Consider the following 21,048-nt stretch of genomic DNA (forward strand, 5'->3'; position numbering starts at 1 on the left):
CCGCCGACGCCCCCGGTCGTGGTCAGTTGATGGGCTGGCGGTCGGCCGGGCCCTTGTCGGTGAACCGGAACGTGGTGTTCAGCTTGGCGTTGCCCAACTCCTTGAGGACGAGGCCGTTGCCGGGGAGGTGCTGCAGGAATCGGGTCTCGCTGCCGATCGCGTACGTGCCGTCGCCCTTGGCGATGATGGTGAACCGCTGGATCGGGTCGTCCTGGTCGCAGACGACGGCCCCGATGGTCAGCTCGGGCTCGATGTCCAGGCCGTTCACCTGCCAGCAGGACGGGTCGTCATTGGCGGGGTGGTCGTCCCTGGTGCCGAAGGCCCGGATCACGTATCGGTCGCCGCCGATCGGTGTCGGCACGAACAGGATGCGACCGCCGGTGTCGCCGCCCTCCTCGAGCCGCCCGCTGATCTCCAACGGCTGCCCCGAACCCCGCACCCGGGTGATCGTGACCTCGCGCTTGCCGGACAGCAGCGGGTCGGTCACCGCTGCCGATGACGTGGTTGGCGCCGCTGCCGTCGGCATCGGCGCGCCGGTCACGGTGCCCGACGGCGTCGGCGTGCCCGCCGCGGTGTCCGGCGCCTTGTCCGCACCGCCCTGGCAGGCCATCAGCGCGCTGGTGCAGGCCAGCATCGCCGCGCCGGTGACCCACTTCATGGTGACCATGCCGTACTCCTCAAGAGCCGTCCCGAACCTGGCGGGAATCATCATGGATGTCGCCTCCACTTGACGACGGCCGCTCTGGAGCGGTTCACGAAAATCCGGAAGATCTCACATCGATCTCCCACCTATCCTGTCTCTCGGCCTTGCAGGCGGTGGCACGGGGAGGGCATGGCATGACGGTTGGCGTGGCGGCGCGACGACAGGCGCAGGTGTTGATCTTCGATGCGGACGACACGTTGTGGGAGAACAACGTCGTCTTCGAGCGGGTGATCGACGACTTCCTGGGCTGGCTGGACCACCCCACCCTGGACCGGAACGCGCTGCGGGCCGTCCTCGACGACATCGAGCGGGCCAACGCGGTGGCGCACGGGTACGGCAGCAAGGTCTTCCTGCGCAGCCTGGCGGAGTGCCTGGAGCGGCTGCGCGAGCGGCCGGCCACCGACTCCGAGCGTCAGGAGATCGACCGGTTGGCGGTTGCCCTCGTCGAGCACCAGGTGGAGCTGATGCCCGGGGTGGCCGACGCGCTCGACGAGCTGGCCGGCCGGCACGAGTTGCTGCTGCTCACCAAGGGCGACCGGGAGGAGCAGCAGCGCAAGCTGGACGCCTGCGGTCTCCTGCACCACTTCGGGGCCGCGCACATCGTCGCCGAGAAGAACGTCGACACGTACCGGTGGCTCACTCGGGAGCACGACTTCGCTCCGGACGGCGCCTGGATGATCGGCAACTCCCCGAAGTCGGACATCCTGCCGGCGCGGGCCGCTGGGTTGAACGCGGTGTTCATTCCGAACGCGAACACCTGGGTGCTGGAGGACGACGAGTTGGACCCGACAGACGGCGGGGTACTGCGGCTCGCCGCGTTCCGGGACCTGCTGCGCCACTTCTGACCGTACCGAAGGCAAACAGCGTCGGCGATCATGGTCGCGTTACGCCAACCTGCCCGATTTTCAGCGTGGGATCAGTCCTGCCGCCGTTCGTCCGCCGCGGCTTGTCCGGCCGGTAGGAGCGCGCCTAACCTGGTCCGGCGCTCACGGCCCCTCGGGGTGTGTCGGGGCGCGTCGGCGTTCGGCGGGTGAGCACCGTGGAGCTGAGTGCGAAGTGGCTGGCTCACCCCGTTCTCGCGCGTGGCGTCGTGCCACGCCCGCGCGGCGGGGTGCCGGAGCTGTCCGCTTCCCTGCCGGACGGCCGAGGGTCAGGGCCGGGTAGTTGCGGACCCGGTCCTGACCCGGCCCGCGAATCGTTCGACGGCTGCGAGCGGGGCAGACCGCACGCGGTTCGACTGTCAGGATGGCGGCATGAAGCGCAGATCTCTCCTGCTCGGCGCGGCGGCCGGTCTGGTCACCCCGGCCGTGCTCACCCCGCCCGCGCCCGCGCTCGCGGCGGACCGGCCCCTGCGGCCGGGCTGGGGCACGGCCTCGGCGAAGCGACCCTTGCCGAAGTGGCAGCCCCGGGCCCGCGCCAGCGCGTTGACCACGCTGCCGGCGGAGACGAAGCAGGTGATCATCGTCGGCGCGAGCAGCTACACCACCACCTACGCCACGCTGGAGGCGTTCGTGCGGGTCCGGAGCAACTGGTGGCCGGCGTCGGCGTCGTTGCCCGCCCGGATCGGCTCGAAGGGCTTCAGCGACAACCACGTGGAGGGTGTGCCGACCACGCCGACCGGCGTCTACTCGATCGGCCCCACCATGTACGGCATCGCCGCCAACCCGGGCCTGCGATTCCCCTACCACCGGCTGGTCAGCGGGGACTGGTGGAACGAGAACCCATCGTCTCCGCTCTACAACACCTTCCAGCAGAGTGCGACCAACCCGGGCGGGGCCAGCGAGGCACTGTGGAAGGAGGTCCCCGCGTACACGCACTTCGCGGTGATCACCTACAACATGCCGCCGAACGTGCCGAAGCCGGTGCCGAACGCGGGCAGCGGGATCTTCCTGCACCAGTTCAGCACCAGCGCCGGCAACGCCACGGCTGGTTGCGTCTCCCTCGCCCACGATCACCTGGTCGACGTGCTCACCTGGCTGGACCCGGCGCTGTCACCCCGCATCGTGCTCAGCCCGTACGCCCAGCTCAGCCGATACTGAGAGCGGCCCCGGCTCAGCCGGCCTCGCGTCGAACGATCGCCACCGCGACCCGGCAGAACTCGTCCATGTCCGGGTTGAACCCGGCAGCGATGTCGGGGTGCAACCCGGAGCGGGTCTCCTCCAACAGCCGCTGGCAGACCTGCTCGACCGGTTCGCCGGCGTAACCGGAGCGGACCCGATCGGTGGCCGCCTGAAGCGCCGAGGTCAGCTGCTCCTCCAGCGGGCCGCGCAGCTTCTGCTGCACAGGATCGAGCCCGCGGGGGTCGAGCGTGACATGTGGCTCCGACATCGGTGCTCCCTTCGTCGGCGTCCGCGATACCCCACCGCGGACGTCGGTCAAACCCCGGTCGGTACGGCGGCGACCCGCACCTGGTACGAGAATTCCTCCGCCGGCTCCTCGTGGTACGACAGCCGGCGGATCTGCCGGTCGTCGTCGTAGAGGGCGACGTCCACCAGCACGCCGAGGTGGGCGAGGCCGATGTTCGACACCCGCTTCTTGTCCTGCAACACCGCGCAGACGCCGCCGAGAAGGGTGCTGGCGTCGGACGTACGGTGCCCCGGCGGGCAACGCAACACCAGGTCCACCTCGATCGGCCCGGGCAACGGCGTCCAGCCGGTGCGCTGGGCCGCGGCGAGGGCGGCCTGGAGCAGGGTGCGGACCCTCGTCGCCTGCCGGTGCCCGGCGGCGAAGATGGACAACGCTTCGGTCTTGACCGGTGGCAGGCCGCTCACCTCGAACGTCAGGGCGAGAGCGCGGGTGTCCTGCACGACGGCACCTCCTCGTTGGGACGATCCTGCCGAACCGGGGGAGTGGCGGTGGGACGTTCCCGCGATTACCAACCGATCGGGCAGGCATGGGCCGGCCGGAGGCGTGTCGACGGCGGCGGCGAACGCGCCGGCTACGGCGCTAGGAAAACGCTAGCCGACGACGCCCGCGCTCGGTAGTCGGTCGTTCACCCGGTGGGGCGTGGGGCGAAGGCGCAGAACTCGTTGCCCTCGGGGTCAGCCAGCACCCACCACCAGTGCGCCTCGTCGAGAGGCTCGCTCAGCAGCGTCGCGCCCGCCGCGATCAGCGCCATCGGCTCCGGGTCGACCAGGTCGACGTCCCAGTGCAGCCGGTTCTTGACCACCTTGGGCTCGGACACGCCGACGAACACCCAGTAGTCCCACGGGAACCCGGACGCGCCGACCACCGACGAGGTGCTCGACTCGTGCTCGACGGTGCCGCCGACCACCCCGGCCCACCAGGTCGCCTGCGACGCCGGGTCGGTCGAGGCCACCACCAGCTCGAACGGGCCCGGTCGGGTGCCCTCTCGGGCCGGGAACGCGCAGAACTCGTTGCCCTCCGGGTCGTCGAGCACCCACCAGGTCGCCTCGCCGCCCGGTTCGCGGACCAGCCGGGCGCCGTCCGCGAGCAACGCCGCCGGGTCCGCGCCGGCCAACCGCAGATCCAGGTGTACGCGGGTCGTGCCGACCCGTGGCTCGGGCACCTTGTTCACCCAGATGGACTCGGCGTTCGAGCGCGCCGAGCGCGGGTCCACCCGGGTGTCGTCGTCACCGGCATCGGCCACGTCGCCGTCGAGTATCCGGGCCCAGAAGGCACCCAGCGCGAGCGGGTCGGTGGCGTCCAGGCAGAGGTCCTTGAAGCGCGCGATCATCGTCCCAGCATGCCTGGTCCGGGCGAACGTGTCCGGGCAGAAGGTCCTTCGCCGACCTTCCGTTGCGCAACTCAACGACGGCTGGGCGCAGAGCAGGCCCCTGTTCCTACCTCTGATCGTGATGGGCATCCTGATCGGACTTGTCGTCGGATGGCTGTTCGCAGCGGCACTCGCCTACCGGATCGTGGAGGCGTCGGCCGAACGGCGACGCGCCTCCGCCGGGCTCTGGGCCGTCGCTCTGATCGCGCTCGCTCTGCCGGCAGTAGCCCTGTACGGCAACGTGTTGCGGACATTCCGAGATCACGGCGACGTCGGTCCGGTCTTCACCGTGCACAGCGCATTCACACCCGGCCCCTACTACCCGTTGGGGCCGGCCTGGCAGATTCTCGCCCTGGCCATCGCCGGTGCCGTGTTCGCGGGTGCCGCGACCCGGCTCGCCCGTCCGGGCACCCAGCCGGAAACGCAGGAAGCAGCGATAGCAAGCTGAGGTCAGGCCGCTGCTGTCCGATGGCCGGGGCGGTAGTTCGTCATCGAACTGACTGCCGGCGGTCGCGGGACCTTTCCGGGTAGATCTTGGACAGTTTCCGTTCTGTCATAACGGAAACTGTCCAAGATCTCAGAGTGCCCTAGGTCGAGGGGTCTTCTCCGAGCTTCGTGTTCAGTGCTGCTTGACGTACGCGACGAACGCCTTCCAGGCCGTCGGGTCGACGTGCAGGGTGCCGCCGTCGCGGTCCTTGGTGTCGCGCACCAGCACCACGCTCGGCAGGTTGTCGGCGACCTCGATGCAAGCTCCGCCGTTGCCGCCGGACCGGGTCGACTTTCGCCACTGTGGGGTCAGCATGCCCATGACTTCGCCACTTCCTTGATCAGCTCGGTTGACTGCCGGCGGGGGAGCGCCTCGTTCCGCACGATCTCCCACGTCTTCGCCAGCTTAGCGACGTCGGCCGGCGCATCGACGATCTGCGCGGTGAGCTGGTTGTCGGCATAGGTCACGCGCTCACCGTCCGGCATCTCGGCGATGATGAACTGACCGCCCATCCCCAGGTACATCCCAGCATCCGTTGGGACGATGTGCACCTGGATATGCTCCGCCGTCGCCAACTGGACCAGGTGCTCGCACTGCTCGACCATGAGGCCCGGCTGGTCGAGCACCGGCCGGCGCAGCACCGCCTCGTCCAGCACGGCGATGAGCTGCGGCGGGCGTGGGCGGTGCAGGATCGCCTGCCGCTCCAGCCGGGAGGCGACGATCCGGTCCACGTCCTCGGCGTCGAACCGGCCACCGGCCAACGTCGCGCGGGCGTACCGCTCGGTCTGGAGCAGGCCCGGCACGTACGCCAACTCGAACCAGCGCAGCGTGGTGGCCTCCCGTTCGAACTCGATCCACTCGCGCAGCCAGGCCGGCTCGGCGTCGAGCCGGGCCAACCCGTCCAGCATCCGGAGGAAGCGTCCGCCGGTCTGGTGGTGGGTGTCGACAGCCCTCATGTACTCCTTCGTGGGCGGTCGCCCGCCGGTCTCCACCGAGCTGACGTGCGAACCCGAATAGCCGATGCCCCGGCCGAAGTCGTCCTGACTGAGCCCGGACCCCGTCCGGAACAGACGCAGTTCCTCCAGCACGTAGTCGGTGACGGTCCCCATCGATTCCCCAACCTTCGCTCAGTCTGGCTCGGCGTGTCCGTCATGGGTGCTCACCTGGACCGCTGAGCTGCACAGATGGCGCGAGCACGTATCGACGGTAGTCGCCTCATCACCAGACTGTCACCAGTGGCGGGTCCGCTGGTGGCCGGAATGGCGGCGGTGGGCCCTGCCCTCCGGGGTCGCTCCCGTTTCCCCCTTGCGGGAGCGGCCCCGTCCCCGTCCCCGAGGAGGTCGATGTGCTCACCCCGACAGGCCAGCAGCCCTCGACGTGGTGGCGGTGATGGTGGTTCGGCCGCCCGTCCCGCATGTCGCCATGCGCCCGCTGTGGCGGTGCCGCAACTGTGGCGCCGAGTGGCCCTGCCAACCGGCCAAGCTCGCCCTGCTGACGGAGTACCGGACCAGCCGGACCGCGCTGCTGATCTACCTCGGCACTGTGATGCACGAGGCGACGAACCAGCTCACCCAACTCCACCCGGATCATCCGCCGACCGGGATGACCGAGCGCTTCCTCTCCTGGGCCAGGGCCCGGGGTTGACGCTCGGGCAGCCGTCGTTCATCCCGGAAAGGGGATCAGTGGCACCCCGTCGGAGTATCCGGGCCCCTCACTGGTCAGCACCGCGGCGTCGTGGGTCAGGCCCGCCACGGCGGCTGCGGCCAGGTCGAAACGGCGGGTCCTGCGCTGCCAGAAGGTCAGCTCCGGTAGATCCTCCGCCTGCTCGGGCAGAAGCGCGCAGGAAGTCAAGGCCAGCAGCTTGTGCAGCAGGGCCAGGTCCTTGCCGGTCGCCATGGTCAACGCTTCGGTCGCTGCCACCACCGGCACCCCGAACCGCACCCCGTCCTCAATCACCTCGTGGACGGGCTCGCCCACGTGCACCGTCCGGAGGACGGCGTATCCCAGCAGGGCCGACCGGTCCAGGATGAGCCGAACTGGTGGTGTTGTCTCCGAGGTCATGCGGCGTCGACGCGGGGCGCGGTGTCGTCACCGTTCATCTCGGCCTCCATGGCGGCGCGGATCTTGGCGCGCTCCGCCTCGAACCGCTCCGCAGGCCACTCAGCCTCCACGCCCAGGCGGCGGGCCCGAGCCTCGGCCACACCCTGCTCAGTGATGTGAATGCCGTCGGCGAGCAACAACTCCTTGTGCTGCTCCACCCGCTTGCGCCGACGCACCGACTCCGTGACGTAGGCACTGGCCATGCGGTTGCCCTGGCTCTCCAGGATCTGACTCACGTCCGGGGGGACGGAGATCGTGAAGCGGCGCTGAGGCTCTGTCATACGCGCAGCTTACACCTGTCATACTCCGGACTGGCGCTGCTCGTACCGTCAGGCGGGTTTGACTCTGGTGGCGTCCGGGTGCGGGCTGTCGGCGGCGGTCCGGCCTTCGCGCAGTGACAAGCGACGCGCCAGCACCGTGGCGCCCGCGAGCGCGGCCAGGACCATGGCGATCTCCGTGACCACCACCGGTGGTGCCGCGCTGTAGTCGGTGGTCCAGGCGAAGGTGACGGTGATCGGCGTGATGACGATGCCGGCCACCGGCATGAGGACGCTCATCAACTGAGCCGTCCGCCGGATCCTGGGCAGGTCGCGGAGCCGGGTCCGCACCGCGATGACCGCTCCCGTGACGACCACGGCGGCCGGTATGCCGTAGTAGACGGCGACGGCGAGCTGGACCGGTACGTCGATCGAGCGGGGGATGTCGACCATGCGGACGAAGACCGGGTAGGCCGCCATCAGGAGGCCGTAGCCGAGCACGACACCGAGCACCGCGCCGATCAGCGCGGTGCCGAGAATGCGGCCGTAGTCGCCACGCACCCGTTGGACGCCAGCCTCGTCGGCGAGCCGCCGCGCGAAGCCGGCCACGTCACCGCCGATCAACTGTGCGGGATCGCCCCCGTCGGCAGCCGCTGCCCGCAGGTCGAGGCGCAGGTCCGCGGCGAGTGCCGCCCGATCGGCCGAGCCGACCCCGTCTCCGCGCCACGCCTGGTCGGCTTCGCCCAGAAGGCGGTCGATGGTGTCCATGGGTCAACTCCTCGTGGGGGTGTGGTCGAGCGGGCGGAGAACGGCGTCGACGGTGTCGGTGAAGCGGTTCCACTGGTTGTGCCAGGCATCCAGGTGGATCCGACCGGACCCGGTCAGCGCGTAGACCTTTCGGGGTGGGCCGGTTGGGCTCACCTGCTGTTCGTGAGCGACAAGGCCAAGTCGGCGCATGCGAGTCAGCAGGGGATAGATGGTGCCGTAGCTGATGGCGCCGAAGCCGGCCGTCTCCATTCGCCGAACCAGCTCGTAGCCGTGCGCTGGCTCGCGTGCCAGCAGCGCCAGCAGGCACATGTCCAGCGCGCCCCGCAGGAGTTGGGTCTGCCGGTCGTTGTCGTCGATGGACTGGCTCTCCGCCGCTACCATGCGACACATAATACCTTGCTATTCGGCGTCACGATATACCGGCGTCGACTTCCGCTGTGACAGCCAGGTTTCGCGACTTCACGGGTGGGGCAGAGTAGCCGCTACAGAGCATCCGGGCCGGAGTTTCCGCAGCTTGCCGACTCGGAATCGGCTCGCCGTGCGCCGGGGCACGGATGCCCTCCCCGGTCTTTCGCCGAGGAGAGGGGGAGGGCGATGACGGACCCCGAAACGGCTCGACACCGACGCCGGCCAGTTGTTCGGCTGGGCGCGGCGGCTGCCGCGCTGGCACTCGTGGCACCGCTGGCCGCGTGCGGCGCGGACGACGCTGGTGGCCCACCGACGATCAACCTGTACTACCCGCCCGAGCAGAACCTGCAGAAGGTCGTCGACGACTGCAACGCGCAGGCCCAGGGACGGTACGAGATCGCCTACCGGGTGCTGCCCCGGCAGGCCGACGACCAGCGGGTGCAGATGGTGCGCCGGCTGGCCGCCGAGGACAGCGGGATGGATCTGCTCGGGCTGGACGTCACCTGGACCCAGGAGTTCGCCAGCGCCGACTGGATCCGCGAGTGGACCGGTCAGGACAAGGCCGAGGTCGAGCAGGGCACCCTCGCCGGGCCGTTGGACACCGCCCGGTACGAGGACAAGTTGTACGCGGCGCCGAAGAACACCAACGTCCAGTTGCTCTGGTACCGCAAGGACCTGGTGCCGCAGCCGCCGACCACCTGGGACCAGATGATCAGCGCGGCCCAGCAGCTCAAGGACCAGGGCAAGCCGTACCAGGTGCTCACCATGGGCGCGCAGTACGAGGGTCTGGTCGTCCTCTACAACACCCTGGCCGAGAGCGCCGGCGGGAAGATCCTCAACGACGACGGTACGAAGGCCGTGATGGACGAGGGCACGGTCCGGGCGTTGGAGCAGCTGAAGACGTTCGCCACGTCGGGCGTGACCTCGCCGTCGTTCAGCAACGCCACCGAGGACCCGGTTCGGCTGGAGTTCCAGTCCGGCGCGGGCGCGTTCCAGGTGAACTGGCCGTTCGTCTACCCGGCTCTTCAGGAGGCGAACCCGGAGCTGGCCAAGCAGGTCGGCTGGGCTCGGATTCCGGGCATCGACGAGGGCACCCCCAGCAAGGTCACCATCGGTGGGGTCAACCTGGCGGTCAGCTCCTACTCCAAGCACCCGGAGCAGTCCTTCGAGGCGGCCCGGTGCATCCGCAGCGCCGAGCACCAGAAGTTCTCCGCCATCAACGACGGTGTGCCGCCGACCATCGAAGCGGTCTTCGACGACCCGGAGATGACCGAGGCGTACCCGATGAAGGACACCATCCTGGAGGAGCTGAAGGAACCAGCGACGCGTCCGCTGACCCCCGCCTACCAGAGCATCTCCACAGTGATGTCGGCGATCCTGTCGCCGCCGTCCGGCATCCGCCCGCAGCAGACCGCCGACGAGCTGCGCGACGCCATCGCCGACGCCCTCCAATCCAAGGGGGTCCTGCCGTGAGCATCAACGCCACACCGACCGGCGCCGACGTCGCCGCAGAAGAGACCCGCCGGCCCGCCGCCGTACCGAAGCAACGCGGTGGCCGTCGCAAGCCCCCGTTGAGCGAGAACAAGAAGGCCGAACGCCGGCTCGGTCTGCTGCTCTGCGCGCCGGCCGCGCTGGTCATGATCGCGGTGACCGCGTACCCGATCATCTACTCGGTCTGGCTGTCGTTGCAGCGCTTCGACCTGCGTTTCCCCGACCAGCGTGAGTTCATCGGGCTGGAGAACTACGTCACTGTGCTCACCAACGAGTTCTGGTGGACCGCGTTCGGGGTGACCACGCTGATCACGGTGGTCACCGTGGCCATCGAGCTGGTGCTCGGCATGGGCCTGGCGATCATCATGCACCGCACCATCATCGGGCGCGGCCTGGTTCGGACCTCGGCGCTGATCCCGTACGGGATCGTCACAGTGGTCGCCGCGTTCTCCTGGCGGTACGCCTGGACGCCCGGCACCGGCTACCTGGCCGACCTGTTCAGCGACGGCGCGCCGCTCACCGAACGGGCCAGCTCCCTGGCGATCATCATGCTGGCGGAGATCTGGAAGACCACCCCGTTCATGGCGCTGTTGCTGATGGCCGGCCTGGCGCTGGTCCCCGAGGACCTGCTCAAGGCGGCCTCCACCGACGGCGCGACCGCCTGGCAGAAGTTCACCAAGGTGATGCTGCCGGTGATGAAGCCGGCGATCCTTGTCGCGTTGCTGTTCCGCACCCTGGACGCGTTCCGGGTCTTCGACAACATTTTCGTGCTGACCGCCGGAGGCAACGAGACGTCGTCGGTGTCGATGCTCGCCTACAACAACCTGATCCGGGGCCTCAACCTCGGCATCGGTTCGACGATGTCGGTGCTGATCTTCATCACCGTGGCGATCATCGCCTTCGTCTTCGTGAAGCTGTTCGGCACCGCTGCTCCGGGCAGCGACGACGGAGAGAGGCGCTGACATGGCTGTCGAAACCACTACCAGGGCAAAGCTGCGCTGGGGTCTGCTCGACGTCCTCGTGGTCGTCTTCGCGCTGGTCCCGGTGCTGTGGATCGCGTCGCTGTCGTTCAAGACGCCGGCCACCCTCACCGACGGGAACTTCATCCCCCGCGAATGGACGCTGGACAACTACCGGACCATCTTCGACACCGACCAGTTCGTCCGGGCGCTGGTCAACTCGATCGGCGTCGCGCTGATCGCCACGCTGATCGCTGTGGTGCTCGGCGCGATGGCCGCGTACGCGATCAGCCGGCTGGACTTCCCCGGTAAGAAGCTGCTGGTCGGCGTCTCCCTGCTGATCGCGATGTTCCCGCAGGTGTCACTGGTGTCGCCGCTGTTCGAGATCGAGCGTCAGCTCAAGATCTTCGACACCTGGCTCGGGCTGATCCTGCCGTACATCACCTTCGCGCTGCCGCTGGCGATCTACACGCTGTCGGCGTTCTTCAAGCAGATCCCGTGGGATCTGGAGAAGGCAGCGAAGATGGACGGCGCCACCCAGGCCCAGGCGTTCCGGCGCGTCATCGCGCCACTGGCCGCGCCCGGGCTGTTCACCACCGCGATCCTGGTCTTCATCTTCTGCTGGAACGACTTCCTGTTCGCCATCTCGCTGACCTCGACCGAGCGGTCCCGCACGGTGCCGGCCGCGTTGTCGTTCTTCACCGGCGCGTCACAGTTCGAGGACCCCACCGGGGCGATCTGCGCCGCCGCCGTGGTGATCACCGTTCCGATCATCCTGTTCGTTCTCTTCTTCCAGCGTCGCATCGTGTCCGGTCTGACCTCCGGCGCGGTCAAGGGATAGGTGGGTAGTCATGGCTGACATCGTGCTGGACAAGGTGAGCAAGAGCTTCCCGGACGGGACCGTCGCCGTGCAGGACGTCGACCTGGAGATCGCCGACGGCGAGTTCGTGATCCTGGTCGGGCCCTCGGGCTGCGGAAAGTCCACCACCCTCAACATGATCGCCGGGCTGGAGGACATCAGCTCCGGTGAGCTACGCATCGCCGGGCAGCGGGTCAACGACAAGGCCCCCCGGGACCGGGACATCGCCATGGTGTTCCAGTCGTACGCGCTCTACCCGAACATGACAGTGCGGGAGAACATGGCGTTCCCGCTGCGGCTGGCGAAGCTCGACAAGGAGACCATCGACCGCAAGGTCGACGAGGCGGCGAAGGTGCTGGAGCTGACCTCGCTGCTGGACCGCAAGCCGGCCAACCTCTCCGGTGGCCAGCGTCAGCGGGTGGCGATGGGCCGGGCGATCGTCCGCCAGCCGAAGGCTTTCCTGATGGACGAGCCGCTGTCCAACCTCGACGCCAAGCTGCGGGTGCAGATGCGCACAGTGGTGTCCCGCCTGCAGAAGCAGCTCGGCACCACCACCGTCTACGTCACCCACGACCAGACCGAGGCGATGACCCTCGGCGACCGCGTGGTGATCATGCGCGGGGGTGCGGTGCAGCAGGTCGGGCCGCCACAGGAGCTGTACGACCACCCGAAGAACCTCTTCGTGGCCGGCTTCATCGGCTCGCCGTCGATGAACTTCCTGCACGCCGCCGTGCAGGACGGCGAGCTGCACACCGCCCTGGGCACGGTGCCGATCGGTGACCGGGTCCGCCGGGAGTTGGAGGCGGCCGACGCGCCCCGCGAGCTGATCCTCGGCATCCGACCCGAGCACTTCGAGGACGCCGAACTGGTCGACGACGACACCCGTCGGCGGGGCATGGAGTTCGAGGCGCCGGTGGACATCGTCGAGTCGATGGGCTCGGACAAGTACGTCTACTTCACCGTCGAGGGGGAGAAGGCCAGCGCCGCCGAGTTGGAGGAGTTGGCCGCGGATGCGGGTGCCGCCGACTTCGCCGGCGCTGGCGGCAACCTGGTGACCCGGTTGTCCGCCGAGTCCCCGGTAGCCGAGGGGCAGACGCGCCGAGTCTGGTTCAACCTGGAGAAGATCCACCTGTTCGACCCGGCCAACGGCCGCAACCTGACCCTGCACGAGGGTCGGGCCGCCGGCGCGCTCGCCGACTGACGCCCCATTTTCGCGCCGATCTTGCACTTTCGGTTGTCGGCATGAGATGGATTGCCCCTTCTGTCGGGACAGAAAGTGCAAGATCGGCGCGGCGAGGGCGCGCGGGGCGCCGTGTCCTGCGGCGTGTGGGCTGGCGTGGCAGGGTGGTCGCAGGTTTCGTCGTGGAGCGGGGGCGGGATGAATCGACGATTGGCCGCGCTGGCAAACGCGCACGGTGTTTCCACCTGGTACGAGGATTGGCGGCACCGCCGCGTCGCCGTCGCGCCGGAGACCGTGGTGGGTGTGCTGGGGCTGCTCGGCGTGGACGCCACCAGCCCGTCGGCGATCGCCGACGCACTCGCCGCGGCCCGTGCGGTCGACCGGAGCGCCCTGCCGGAGACGGTCGTGCTCACCCACGGTCGCGGCCGGGCGCTGCCCGGCCCGGGGGTGGTGACCCTGGAGGACGGTGGCCGCCGCGCGGTCGACGGTGAGCTGCCGGCCGACCTGCCGCTGGGTTGGCACCGGCTGGCCTGCGCCGACCGCGAGGTGACACTGGTGGTGGTGCCGCGCCGGCTGCCGGGGCCGCCGTCGAGCTGGGGGTGGATGCTCCAGCTCTACGCGCTCACCTCGGAGCGATCCTGGGGCATGGGCGACCTCGGTGACCTCGCCGAGTTCACCGGGTGGGCCGGTGCCACCGGGGCGGGGCTGGTGCTGCTCAACCCACTGCACGCGGTCGGGCCGGCGCACCCGGTGGCCACCTCACCGTATTCGCCGGCCAGTCGACGCTTCGTCAATCCGCTGTACCTGCGGGTCAGCGACACCGCCGCGTACCGGGAGGCCGACGCGGCCACCCGGGCGGTGGTCGACGCGTTGCGTCCCGACCGGGGGCCCCTGATCGACTACGACGAGGTGTGGGCGGCGAAGCGGCGCGCCCTGGAGTTGCTGCACCCGTACGCCCAGCCTGTGGATCTTGCGGCGGACCCGGCGCTGACCAGCTTCGCCACCTGGTGCGCGCTCGCCGAGCGGCACGGCAACGACTGGCGTGCCTGGCCGGCGGAGCTGCACCACCCCGACGCGCCGGCGGTCGCCGAGCAGCGTCGGCGTCTCGCCGACCGGGTCGCCTTCCACGCCTGGCTGCAACATCTCTGCGACGAGCAACTCGACGCCGTCACGGCGGCGGCCCGCTCGGCGGGGATGCCGGTCGGTGTCGTGCACGACCTGGCCGTCGGTATCGACCCGGGCGGCGCGGACGGGTGGCAGCTCGCCGACGTGCTGGCCCAGGGTGTGCGGGTGGGCGCGCCGCCGGACGACTTCAACCAGCTCGGTCAGGACTGGGGGCTCGCCGCGTGGCGCCCGGACCGGCTCGCCGCCACCGGGTACGCCGCGTACCGGGACATGCTGCGCCGCGTCCTGCGGCACGCCGGTGGCCTGCGGGTCGACCACGTCGCCGGCCTGTGGCGACTGTGGTGGGTGCCTCCGGGCGGCGGTGCGGCCGAGGGCACCTACGTGCGCTACGACGCCGAGGCGATGCTCGGCATCCTCGCGTTGGAGGCGCACCGGGCCGGCGCGGTGGTCGTCGGTGAGGATCTCGGCACTGTCCAACCCGCGGTGACCCGAGGGTTGCGGGGGCGCAACATGCTCGGCTCGACAGTGCTGTGGTTCGCACGCGACGAGGCCGGTGACTTCGTCCCGCCGGCCCGGTGGCCGCGAAACGCCCTGGCCACCATCTCCACCCACGACCTGCCCACCGCGCCGGGCTTCCTGACCGGTGAGCACGTGCGGGTGCGTGACGAGTTGAAGCTGCTCGGCACCGACGTGGCGGTGGAGCGGACCCGCGCCGCCGCCGACCGGGACCGGCTGCTCACGATGTTGGCTGCCGAGAACCTGCTGCCCGCGCCGACGCCCGGGTCTGAGCCTGCTGAACCGGCGAAGACGCCCGACGACGGTGAGGTGGTGGTGGCGATGCACGCCGCGCTCGCGGCCAGCCCGACCCGGCTGCTCGGCGTCTCCCTCTACGACGTGCTGGGGGAGGTGCGCCAACCCAACATGCCGGGCACCGTCGACGAGTATCCGAACTGGCGTCTGCCGCTGCCGGCCAGCGTGGCGCAGATCCGCGCTGACCCCCGGGTGGCCCGGATCGTCGACCTGCTCAGCGCCGCCCGCCCACGACCGGCCGACCCGGCGCCGCCGCAGCAGTGACACCGCCGGGTCAGGTCAGCCAGTCGAAGCGGGCCGGCAGCCCGAGAAAGTCGGCGTAGCACCCGAGTGCCTGCTCCACCCGGGCCCGCGTGGCGACGTCGAGGGTCGTGAGCGGCTGGATCGTCACTGTGACAGCGGTGCGGCCGACCTTGCGTTTCCACAGGCCCACCACGCGCCCGGAGCGGACCACTGTGGCCTGGAAGATGCCGTTGTTGCCCGGCACGACGGCCGCCTGGTGGGCGGGGTCGAGCATCAACGTGCGGTCCCGGAAGCCGAGCAGGTACTCGTCGAAGCCGGGCAGCGCCAGCACGTCGTCCGGCGCGGTGCGTGGTGCGTCGGCCACCGTCGCGTCGACGTACATCGGAGTGCCCTCGACGCGTACCGTGCTCAGGGCGTCGTCGGCGGCGGCCAGGCCGCGCCGGGCGTCGGTCAGGGTGAGGCCGCTCCACCCGGCGAACTCGCGGTCGGTGACCGGGCCGTGCCCGCGAACGTAGCGGTGGGCGAGCACTGCCAGCGCCTCGTCCCGCTCCAGCCGGTGGGACGTGGGCGCCCACTCGTCGAGCAGGGCGAAGGTCTGCTCGGTGCCGACGTTCGGCGCCACGCAGGTCACGCCGCGAACGCTCGCATACCACAGCAGGTGGTAGCCACGCTGCCCGTCGGTGCCCAGGCCGGCCGCCCGCAGGGTGGTCAGGCACTGCGCGCGGGTGAGCCGACCGCCGCCGGCCAACGCGGCGCCGAGGACGTCCACCGCCCGATCCGCGTCGGCCTCGGTGAGCCCGAGCTGCGCCCGCCGGGTCGCCACGCCGGCCAGGGATCGTACGCCGGTCAACTCCAGCATCCAGCGCGCGTCGGCGGGCGGGACGAGGTGCACTGTGCCCCGCATCGGCCAGGTGCGCAGCGCTTCACGCCGCTCCAACGCCGCCTGCACGTCGGCCACGCTGCGACCGGGTAACCGGGCGCCCAACGACCACAGCCCGCTGGCCAGGTCCTGTGCCTGCATCGCGCCGAACCACTCGACCACCTCGGCGACGGTGCCGGGTTGGGTGCTCGGGTGCGGGCGCAGCAGCAGGCTGGCCATCCGCAGCGCCAGCGCGTCGGCAGCGCTGAGGTCGACAGGCATCCTGCGCTCCTTTTCGTGACCGGGCGGCCAGCCTAGGGCCGACCACCGACACTCCTGCTGGTGGGAGGCGTAACGGCGGTCGCCGTGGGAATGCGCCTCGCCGGAAGTGCGCGCGCCGCGCGTACGGAAGGGAATCTCATGACTGCCGCAAGCGAGCCGGCGCGGGGCGCCGGCGTAACGGCCGGGTCCCGCGGCCATCGGGGGGACGCCCGCGCGAAGACGAGCGCCGCGGCGACCTTCGCCCTGGTGTTCGGGGTGGCCGGTCTGTTCAGTGTGTTGACGGCGATCCTCGCCTGGCTGGGGTTGGTGCTCGGCATCATCGGGATCATCCTCGGCATCGTCGGCCTCAAGATGGCGCGCCGACCCGGGGTCACCGGTCGTGGCGTGTCGATCGGCGGCCTGGTGCTCAGCATCCTGGCGGTGCTGATCGGGCTCGGTCTGGCCGCGGGCATCACCACGTTCGTCAACAACGAGAACGCCGTGGACCGCCTGCAGACCCAGGTCGACAAGCTGCGCGACAAGATCGACTGACCGCGCGTGCCGGTCTGGGTCGCCCGCCACCCGGCCCGGCCGACCACAGTAAGGTGGGCGGCGTGCTCCGCCAGGTCACCGCGATCCGTTACGTCACCCCGCTGCGCGAGGGTGGGTCGCTGCCGGGCGTGGTGGAGGCCGACGACCTGGGCACCTACGTGGCGAAGTTCCGAGGCGCAGGCCAGGGGCCCAAGGCGCTGATCGCCGAGGTGATCTGCGGTGAGTTGGCGCGCCGGCTGGGGTTACGGGTGCCGCCGCTGGTGGTCCTCGACATCGACCCGGTGATCGGGCGGGCCGAGCCCGACCAGGAGGTGCAGGAGCTGCTGCGCAACAGCGGCGGCGCCAACCTCGGAATGGACTTCCTGCCCGGGGCGCTGGGCTTCGACCCGGTGGCGCACCCCGTCGACCCGGCGCTGGCCTCCCGGGTGCTCTGGTTCGACGCGTACGTGGAGAACGTCGACCGGAGTTGGCGCAACCCGAACCTGCTCGTCTGGCACCGCGAGCTGTGGTTGATCGACCACGGCGCCTCGCTGTACTTCCACCACAACTGGCCGCGCGCCGAGGCCGCCGTGCACCGGGCCTACCGCGCGGAGGACCACGTGCTGGCGCCGTACGCGTCGCGGCTGGCCGAGGCCGACGCCGAGTTGGCACCCCAGGTCACCCCGGAACTGCTCACCGAGGTGCTGGCCCTGGTGCCGGGGGAGTGGTTGACCGCCGCCGACTTCGAGACGGCCGACGCGGCGCGCGGCGCGTACCTGGATCACCTGTCCCGCCGCGTCGCCCGCACGGCCGACTGGCTGCCATCGGGGAGCGGGGCATGAGGCAACCCTTCGAGTACGCGTTGATCCGGCTCGTGCCCCGCATCGAGCGCGGTGAGCAGATCAACGTCGGGGTGTTGCTCTACTGCCAGCAGCGCGACTTCCTGGCCGCGCGGACGCACCTGGACGCCGACCGGGTTCGCGCGCTGGCCCCCGACGTCGACCTGCCGGCGGTGGCCGCGGTGCTCGACTCCTGGGACCGGACCTGCTCCGGTGACGGGCCGGCGACCCGGATGCGGCTCGGTGAGCGCTTCCACTGGCTGGCCGCGCCGCGCAGCACGATGATCCAGACGGGACCGGTGCACACCGGTCTCACCGCCGACCCGGCGGCCGAACTGGACCGGCTGATGGCGACCCTGGTCCACTGAGCCGGAGCGGGGTGCGGGAGCGGTGATCGTCCCCTGATCGCGCTACGCCAGCGCCGTTGCCGGCGGAGCGCGATCCCCCGTTCAGGTGCCCGGTGCGGGGCGGCGGCTCGATCCCGCCGGCACCGATGGCACCAGGATCGTCGTCCGGGCGCGACGTCGGGCCGGAACGACCGGGAAGTTGCGGAAAACTTGAGCCGGCGGACCGGTAGCCGGCAGCGCCGGAGGCTGTCGTTAGAGCGCGTCCGCAGCGGGTAGTCGCGGGAGCTGATCCGAGACGATGAGGGGACACTCTGATGGCTGCCCAGACCAAGGTAGCGGTGATCTACTACAGCGCCACCGGCACCACCTACCAGATGGCGCAGGCCGTGTGTGAGGCCGCCGGGGACGCCGGCGCCGACGTGCGCCTGCGCAAGGTGCGCGAGTTGGCGCCGGACGAGGCGATCCGCTCCAACTCCGGCTGGCAGGCGCACCACCTGGAGACCCAGGACGTGCCCGAGGCGATGCTCGACGACCTCACCTGGGCCGACGTGGCGATCTTCGGTGCGCCGACCCGGTACGGCATGATCGCCGCCCAGTTGAAGCAGTTCATCGACACCACCGGCCCGCTCTGGAGCCAGGGCGGGCTGGTCAACAAGGTCTACTCCGCCTTCACCTCGACGGGCACCTCGCACGGCGGGCAGGAGACCACGCTGACCTCGCTCTTCAACGTCTTCTACCACTGGGGCGGTGTCGTGGTCACCCCCGGTTACACCGACACCAGCCAGTTCATCGCCGGCAACCCGTATGGTGCCTCGCACACCAGCAACAACGGCGAGATCGCCCCGGACGCCGTGGCGCTCGGGGCCTGCGCGCTGACCGCCCGGCGCGCCGTGCAGCTGGGTGCCGCGCTGAAGGCGGGCCTCGCCGGCTGACCGGCTGACAAACGAGGGCGACCGGCGGCGCGGGCGGGGGCTCTCGACCCGGCCGCGCCACCGGTCCATTCAGCCCTACCCCCGGGCCGGGGCGACTATGCGCCTGGGCGCGTCGCGGACAGCTCGTCCGGACGCGACGCGGGCAACAGCCCGGTCAACAGCTCGCTGAGCACGGCGAGCCCGTCCGGGCTGAGCACCGACTCCGCGTGGAACTGCACTCCGGCGAAGCCGCGCCCCCGCAGGGCGTGCACGGCGCCGTCGTCCGGGTCCCGGGCCAGTTCCACCGGCCCGTACGCGCTGGTCAGTCGGTCGGCTCCGGCGCGGGCGGTGAACGTCGAGTAGAACCCGACCCGGCGGATCCGGCCGAACAGCGTCACCTCCCGCTGCAACCCCTGGTAGGGCGCGTCCCGGCGGTGCAGTGTCAGCCCCAGCAGCCCGGCCAGCACCTGATGGCCGAGGCAGACCGCGAGGGTGGGGCGGCCGGTGGTCAGCAGCCCGATCAGCAGTTTGCGCAGCGCCACGATCTTCGGCTCGTCCGCGCTGCCCGGATCGCCCGGTCCGGGACCGGCGACCACCAGGTCGTAGTCGTCGACCGGGCCGCTCGCGTGCCAGGGGCGGGTGGTCACCGCGAGGCCCAACGCGCTCAGTTGGTGGGCCAGCATTCCGGTGAAGGTGTCCTCGGCGTCCACGATCAACACTCGGCGGCCGACCAATCCGGGCAGTCCGGGTGCGTCCGGTGAGCGCTGGTCCAGCCAGAACCGTGCCAGCGGCGCGTTGCGCGCGGCCAGCGCGTCGCGTACCGCCGGGTCGTCGGCCAGCCGCGTGACCGGCCCGGTGTCGCCGACGGACGCCGCCGGGCCGAGGCCGAGCGCGGCCAGCACCCCGGCAGCCTTCGCGTGCGTCTCAGCCACCTCGCCGGCCGCCGTCGAGTGCCGGACCAGTGTCGCGCCGACCGGCACCCGCAGACGGCCGGTGGGGGAGATCTCGGCGGTCCGGATCAAGATCGGGGCGTCGAGCGTCTGCCGGCCGGCCTCGTCGTGGCCGAGCAGCGCCAGCACGCCCCCGTAGTAGCCCCGGCCCCGGCGTTCGTGCCGGGCGATCACCCGGCAGGCGTTCTCGATCGGGCTGCCGGTGACGGTGGGGGCGAACATCGTCTCGCGCAGCACCTCCCGCACGTCGCGGGTACCCCGCCCGGCGAGCAGGTACTCGGTGTGCGCCAGGTGCGACATCTCCTTCAGCTGCGGGCCGATCACCTGCCCGCCGTGCTCAGCGACGGTGGCCATCATCTTCAGCTCCTCGTCGAGCACCATGTACAGCTCTTCGATCTCCTTCTCATCGGCGAGGAAACGCAGCAGGGCAGCCCGGTCCACGACGCCACCGGGGCAGCGGAAGGTGCCGCTGATCGGGTTCATCATCACCAGTCCGTCGTCGACGCTGACGTGCCGCTCCGGGCTGGCGCCGACCAGCGTCCGGGTGCCGGTGTGCACCACGAACGTCCAGTACGCGCCGCGTTCGGCGATCAGTAGCCGGCGCAGTGCGGCCAGCGCGGCCCCCAGCGGTGGGCCCTGCACCGTGGCGTGCAGGGCGCGGTGGATGACGAAGTTCGCGCCCTCGCCGCGGCCGATCTCCTCGGACAGCACCCGCTGCACGGTCCGCGCGTACTCCTCGTCGCTGACGTCGAAGCCGGCGTCGGTGGTGTGCACCGGTTCGTCGGGCAGCGCGGTGAGGGCGTCGGTCAGGGTGATCCGTTGGTGCTCGCGGACCTGGAGGAACTCCAGTGGGGCGCCGTCGTCGACGCACGCGAACCCGCGTTCGGTGATCTGCCGGTACGGCACCAGGGCCAGCGTCCCTGCCCCGGGCACGCCCGCCGGCAGCGGGAGGTCGGTGAGCGCTTCGACGGTGCCGACCGGGCCGGTGAACAGGTCCAGGTCGTCCGCGCCCTCGCGGCGCAGCAGTGCGAAGGGTCCGGGGTCGACGCCGCGCGCGACTGCGGCGAGCAGGTCGGTCAGGTGGGTCATCGGAGTCTCCGTCGGGCTGGGTGCCGCCGTCGGGCGGCCCCGGAGCCGGGAGATCCGGCGACCGCCTCGATGGCGGCCGCGTGGATGGAGCTACGCGCGGGAGATGGCCGCCGGGTCGGCGGGCCACCAACTGGT

Annotated in this window: 25 protein-coding genes; 13 read left to right on the forward strand and 12 right to left on the reverse strand. The window is 70.6% G+C overall.

Annotated features, from left to right (window positions below):
* Nucleotides 1-22 precede the first annotated feature (22 nt).
* Nucleotides 23-667: a hypothetical protein gene (locus tag NIE111_RS24440; RefSeq protein WP_238686682.1), complete on the reverse strand. Its 645-nt coding sequence runs from the start codon at nucleotides 665-667 to the stop codon at nucleotides 23-25.
* 170 nt (nucleotides 668-837) lie between these two features.
* Here NIE111_RS24440 and NIE111_RS24445 point away from each other — a divergent pair, with 170 nt between their 5' ends.
* Both NIE111_RS24445 and NIE111_RS24450 read left to right on the forward strand, forming a co-directional pair.
* Complete coding sequence (locus NIE111_RS24445) at nucleotides 838-1,548, forward strand: HAD family hydrolase (protein ID WP_238686683.1); 711 nt, start codon at nucleotides 838-840, stop codon at nucleotides 1,546-1,548.
* A 408-nt stretch (nucleotides 1,549-1,956) separates the two neighbouring features.
* The gene (locus NIE111_RS24450) at nucleotides 1,957-2,742 is read left to right on the forward strand and encodes a L,D-transpeptidase family protein (RefSeq protein WP_238686684.1); all 786 of its coding nucleotides are present in this window, start codon (nucleotides 1,957-1,959) and stop codon (nucleotides 2,740-2,742) included.
* Between the two features lie 13 nt (nucleotides 2,743-2,755).
* On the opposite strand, the gene NIE111_RS24455 is transcribed toward NIE111_RS24450, so the two are convergent.
* From NIE111_RS24455 to NIE111_RS24465, 3 genes are all read right to left on the reverse strand, one after another.
* Entirely contained in the window at nucleotides 2,756-3,031 is a 276-nt protein-coding gene (locus NIE111_RS24455; RefSeq protein WP_238686685.1) for a hypothetical protein, read from the reverse strand.
* 47 nt (nucleotides 3,032-3,078) lie between these two features.
* A complete protein-coding gene (locus tag NIE111_RS24460; RefSeq protein ID WP_210781928.1) occupies nucleotides 3,079-3,510 on the reverse strand; it encodes a RusA family crossover junction endodeoxyribonuclease in 432 nt (143 codons plus the stop codon).
* Between the two features lie 185 nt (nucleotides 3,511-3,695).
* Complete coding sequence (locus tag NIE111_RS24465) at nucleotides 3,696-4,400, reverse strand: VOC family protein (RefSeq protein ID WP_238686686.1); 705 nt, start codon at nucleotides 4,398-4,400, stop codon at nucleotides 3,696-3,698.
* On the opposite strand from NIE111_RS24465, the gene NIE111_RS24470 reads away from it, so the two are divergent.
* On the forward strand, nucleotides 4,384-4,887 hold the full coding sequence (locus NIE111_RS24470; RefSeq protein WP_238686687.1) for a hypothetical protein: 504 nt from the start codon (nucleotides 4,384-4,386) through the stop codon (nucleotides 4,885-4,887). The two genes, NIE111_RS24465 and NIE111_RS24470, sit on opposite strands and share 17 nt — an antisense overlap.
* A gap of 171 nt (nucleotides 4,888-5,058) precedes the next feature.
* Here the strand turns inward: NIE111_RS24470 and NIE111_RS24475 are convergent, their stop codons facing one another.
* Together NIE111_RS24475 and NIE111_RS24480 are read right to left on the reverse strand one after the other, a co-directional pair.
* Nucleotides 5,059-5,241, reverse strand: coding sequence for a DUF397 domain-containing protein (locus NIE111_RS24475; RefSeq protein WP_238686713.1), 183 nt, complete (start codon nucleotides 5,239-5,241; stop codon nucleotides 5,059-5,061).
* Nucleotides 5,235-6,035 (reverse strand): helix-turn-helix domain-containing protein, encoded by an 801-nt coding sequence (locus NIE111_RS24480; RefSeq protein WP_238686688.1) that lies wholly within the window; start codon nucleotides 6,033-6,035, stop codon nucleotides 5,235-5,237. Before NIE111_RS24480 ends, NIE111_RS24475 begins: the two co-directional genes overlap by 7 nt.
* 313 nt (nucleotides 6,036-6,348) lie before the next feature.
* On the opposite strand from NIE111_RS24480, the gene NIE111_RS24485 reads away from it, so the two are divergent.
* Nucleotides 6,349-6,570, forward strand: coding sequence for a flavin reductase (locus tag NIE111_RS24485; protein WP_238686689.1), 222 nt, complete (start codon nucleotides 6,349-6,351; stop codon nucleotides 6,568-6,570).
* A gap of 18 nt (nucleotides 6,571-6,588) precedes the next feature.
* Here the strand turns inward: NIE111_RS24485 and NIE111_RS24490 are convergent, their stop codons facing one another.
* Genes NIE111_RS24490 through NIE111_RS24505 form a run of 4 tightly spaced genes read right to left on the reverse strand, consistent with a single transcriptional unit; the run spans nucleotide 6,589 to nucleotide 8,432 of the window.
* Nucleotides 6,589-6,987 (reverse strand): hypothetical protein, encoded by a 399-nt coding sequence (locus NIE111_RS24490; protein ID WP_238686690.1) that lies wholly within the window; start codon nucleotides 6,985-6,987, stop codon nucleotides 6,589-6,591.
* Entirely contained in the window at nucleotides 6,984-7,307 is a 324-nt protein-coding gene (locus NIE111_RS24495) for a hypothetical protein (RefSeq protein ID WP_238686691.1), read from the reverse strand. The genes NIE111_RS24490 and NIE111_RS24495 overlap by 4 nt, the downstream gene beginning before the upstream one ends.
* Before the next feature lie 48 nt (nucleotides 7,308-7,355).
* On the reverse strand, nucleotides 7,356-8,051 hold the full coding sequence (locus NIE111_RS24500) for a hypothetical protein (protein ID WP_238686692.1): 696 nt from the start codon (nucleotides 8,049-8,051) through the stop codon (nucleotides 7,356-7,358).
* Between the two features lie 3 nt (nucleotides 8,052-8,054).
* Nucleotides 8,055-8,432: a PadR family transcriptional regulator gene (locus NIE111_RS24505; RefSeq protein WP_238686693.1), complete on the reverse strand. Its 378-nt coding sequence runs from the start codon at nucleotides 8,430-8,432 to the stop codon at nucleotides 8,055-8,057.
* Nucleotides 8,433-8,645: 213 nt separating this feature from the next.
* Here NIE111_RS24505 and NIE111_RS24510 point away from each other — a divergent pair, with 213 nt between their 5' ends.
* From NIE111_RS24510 to malQ, 5 genes are all read left to right on the forward strand, one after another.
* On the forward strand, nucleotides 8,646-9,932 hold the full coding sequence (locus tag NIE111_RS24510) for an ABC transporter substrate-binding protein (RefSeq protein WP_238686694.1): 1,287 nt from the start codon (nucleotides 8,646-8,648) through the stop codon (nucleotides 9,930-9,932).
* Nucleotides 9,929-10,912, forward strand: coding sequence for a carbohydrate ABC transporter permease (locus NIE111_RS24515; RefSeq protein WP_308193742.1), 984 nt, complete (start codon nucleotides 9,929-9,931; stop codon nucleotides 10,910-10,912). The genes NIE111_RS24510 and NIE111_RS24515 overlap by 4 nt, the downstream gene beginning before the upstream one ends.
* Before the next feature lies 1 nt (nucleotide 10,913).
* Nucleotides 10,914-11,750 carry a carbohydrate ABC transporter permease gene (locus tag NIE111_RS24520; protein WP_238686695.1) on the forward strand — a complete coding sequence of 279 codons (837 nt, stop codon included), beginning with the start codon at nucleotides 10,914-10,916 and terminating at the stop codon, nucleotides 11,748-11,750.
* Nucleotides 11,751-11,760: 10 nt separating this feature from the next.
* Nucleotides 11,761-12,969, forward strand: a complete 1,209-nt coding sequence (locus NIE111_RS24525; RefSeq protein WP_124858596.1) for an ABC transporter ATP-binding protein — start codon at nucleotides 11,761-11,763, stop codon at nucleotides 12,967-12,969.
* Nucleotides 12,970-13,146: 177 nt separating this feature from the next.
* A complete protein-coding gene (gene malQ, locus NIE111_RS24530) occupies nucleotides 13,147-15,147 on the forward strand; it encodes a 4-alpha-glucanotransferase (protein WP_238686696.1) in 2,001 nt (666 codons plus the stop codon).
* A gap of 10 nt (nucleotides 15,148-15,157) precedes the next feature.
* Here the strand turns inward: malQ and NIE111_RS24535 are convergent, their stop codons facing one another.
* Nucleotides 15,158-16,267, reverse strand: coding sequence for a winged helix DNA-binding domain-containing protein (locus NIE111_RS24535; protein ID WP_238686697.1), 1,110 nt, complete (start codon nucleotides 16,265-16,267; stop codon nucleotides 15,158-15,160).
* A gap of 138 nt (nucleotides 16,268-16,405) precedes the next feature.
* On the opposite strand from NIE111_RS24535, the gene NIE111_RS24540 reads away from it, so the two are divergent.
* The 4 genes from NIE111_RS24540 to wrbA all read left to right on the forward strand — a co-directional run bounded on the left by NIE111_RS24540 (nucleotide 16,406) and on the right by wrbA (nucleotide 18,895).
* On the forward strand, nucleotides 16,406-16,798 hold the full coding sequence (locus NIE111_RS24540) for a hypothetical protein (protein WP_238686698.1): 393 nt from the start codon (nucleotides 16,406-16,408) through the stop codon (nucleotides 16,796-16,798).
* A 62-nt stretch (nucleotides 16,799-16,860) separates the two neighbouring features.
* Nucleotides 16,861-17,619: a HipA family kinase gene (locus NIE111_RS24545; RefSeq protein ID WP_238686699.1), complete on the forward strand. Its 759-nt coding sequence runs from the start codon at nucleotides 16,861-16,863 to the stop codon at nucleotides 17,617-17,619.
* Complete coding sequence (locus NIE111_RS24550) at nucleotides 17,616-17,984, forward strand: DUF3037 domain-containing protein (RefSeq protein WP_238686700.1); 369 nt, start codon at nucleotides 17,616-17,618, stop codon at nucleotides 17,982-17,984. Before NIE111_RS24545 ends, NIE111_RS24550 begins: the two co-directional genes overlap by 4 nt.
* A gap of 293 nt (nucleotides 17,985-18,277) precedes the next feature.
* A complete protein-coding gene (wrbA, locus tag NIE111_RS24555) occupies nucleotides 18,278-18,895 on the forward strand; it encodes an NAD(P)H:quinone oxidoreductase (protein ID WP_238686701.1) in 618 nt (205 codons plus the stop codon).
* 95 nt (nucleotides 18,896-18,990) lie between these two features.
* On the opposite strand, the gene NIE111_RS24560 is transcribed toward wrbA, so the two are convergent.
* A complete protein-coding gene (locus tag NIE111_RS24560) occupies nucleotides 18,991-20,913 on the reverse strand; it encodes an anthranilate synthase family protein (protein WP_238686702.1) in 1,923 nt (640 codons plus the stop codon).
* Nucleotides 20,914-21,048 lie beyond the last annotated feature (135 nt).

It is taken from the genome of Micromonospora hortensis (assembly GCF_022230935.1).
GTDB lineage: Bacteria > Actinomycetota > Actinomycetes > Mycobacteriales > Micromonosporaceae > Micromonospora > Micromonospora hortensis.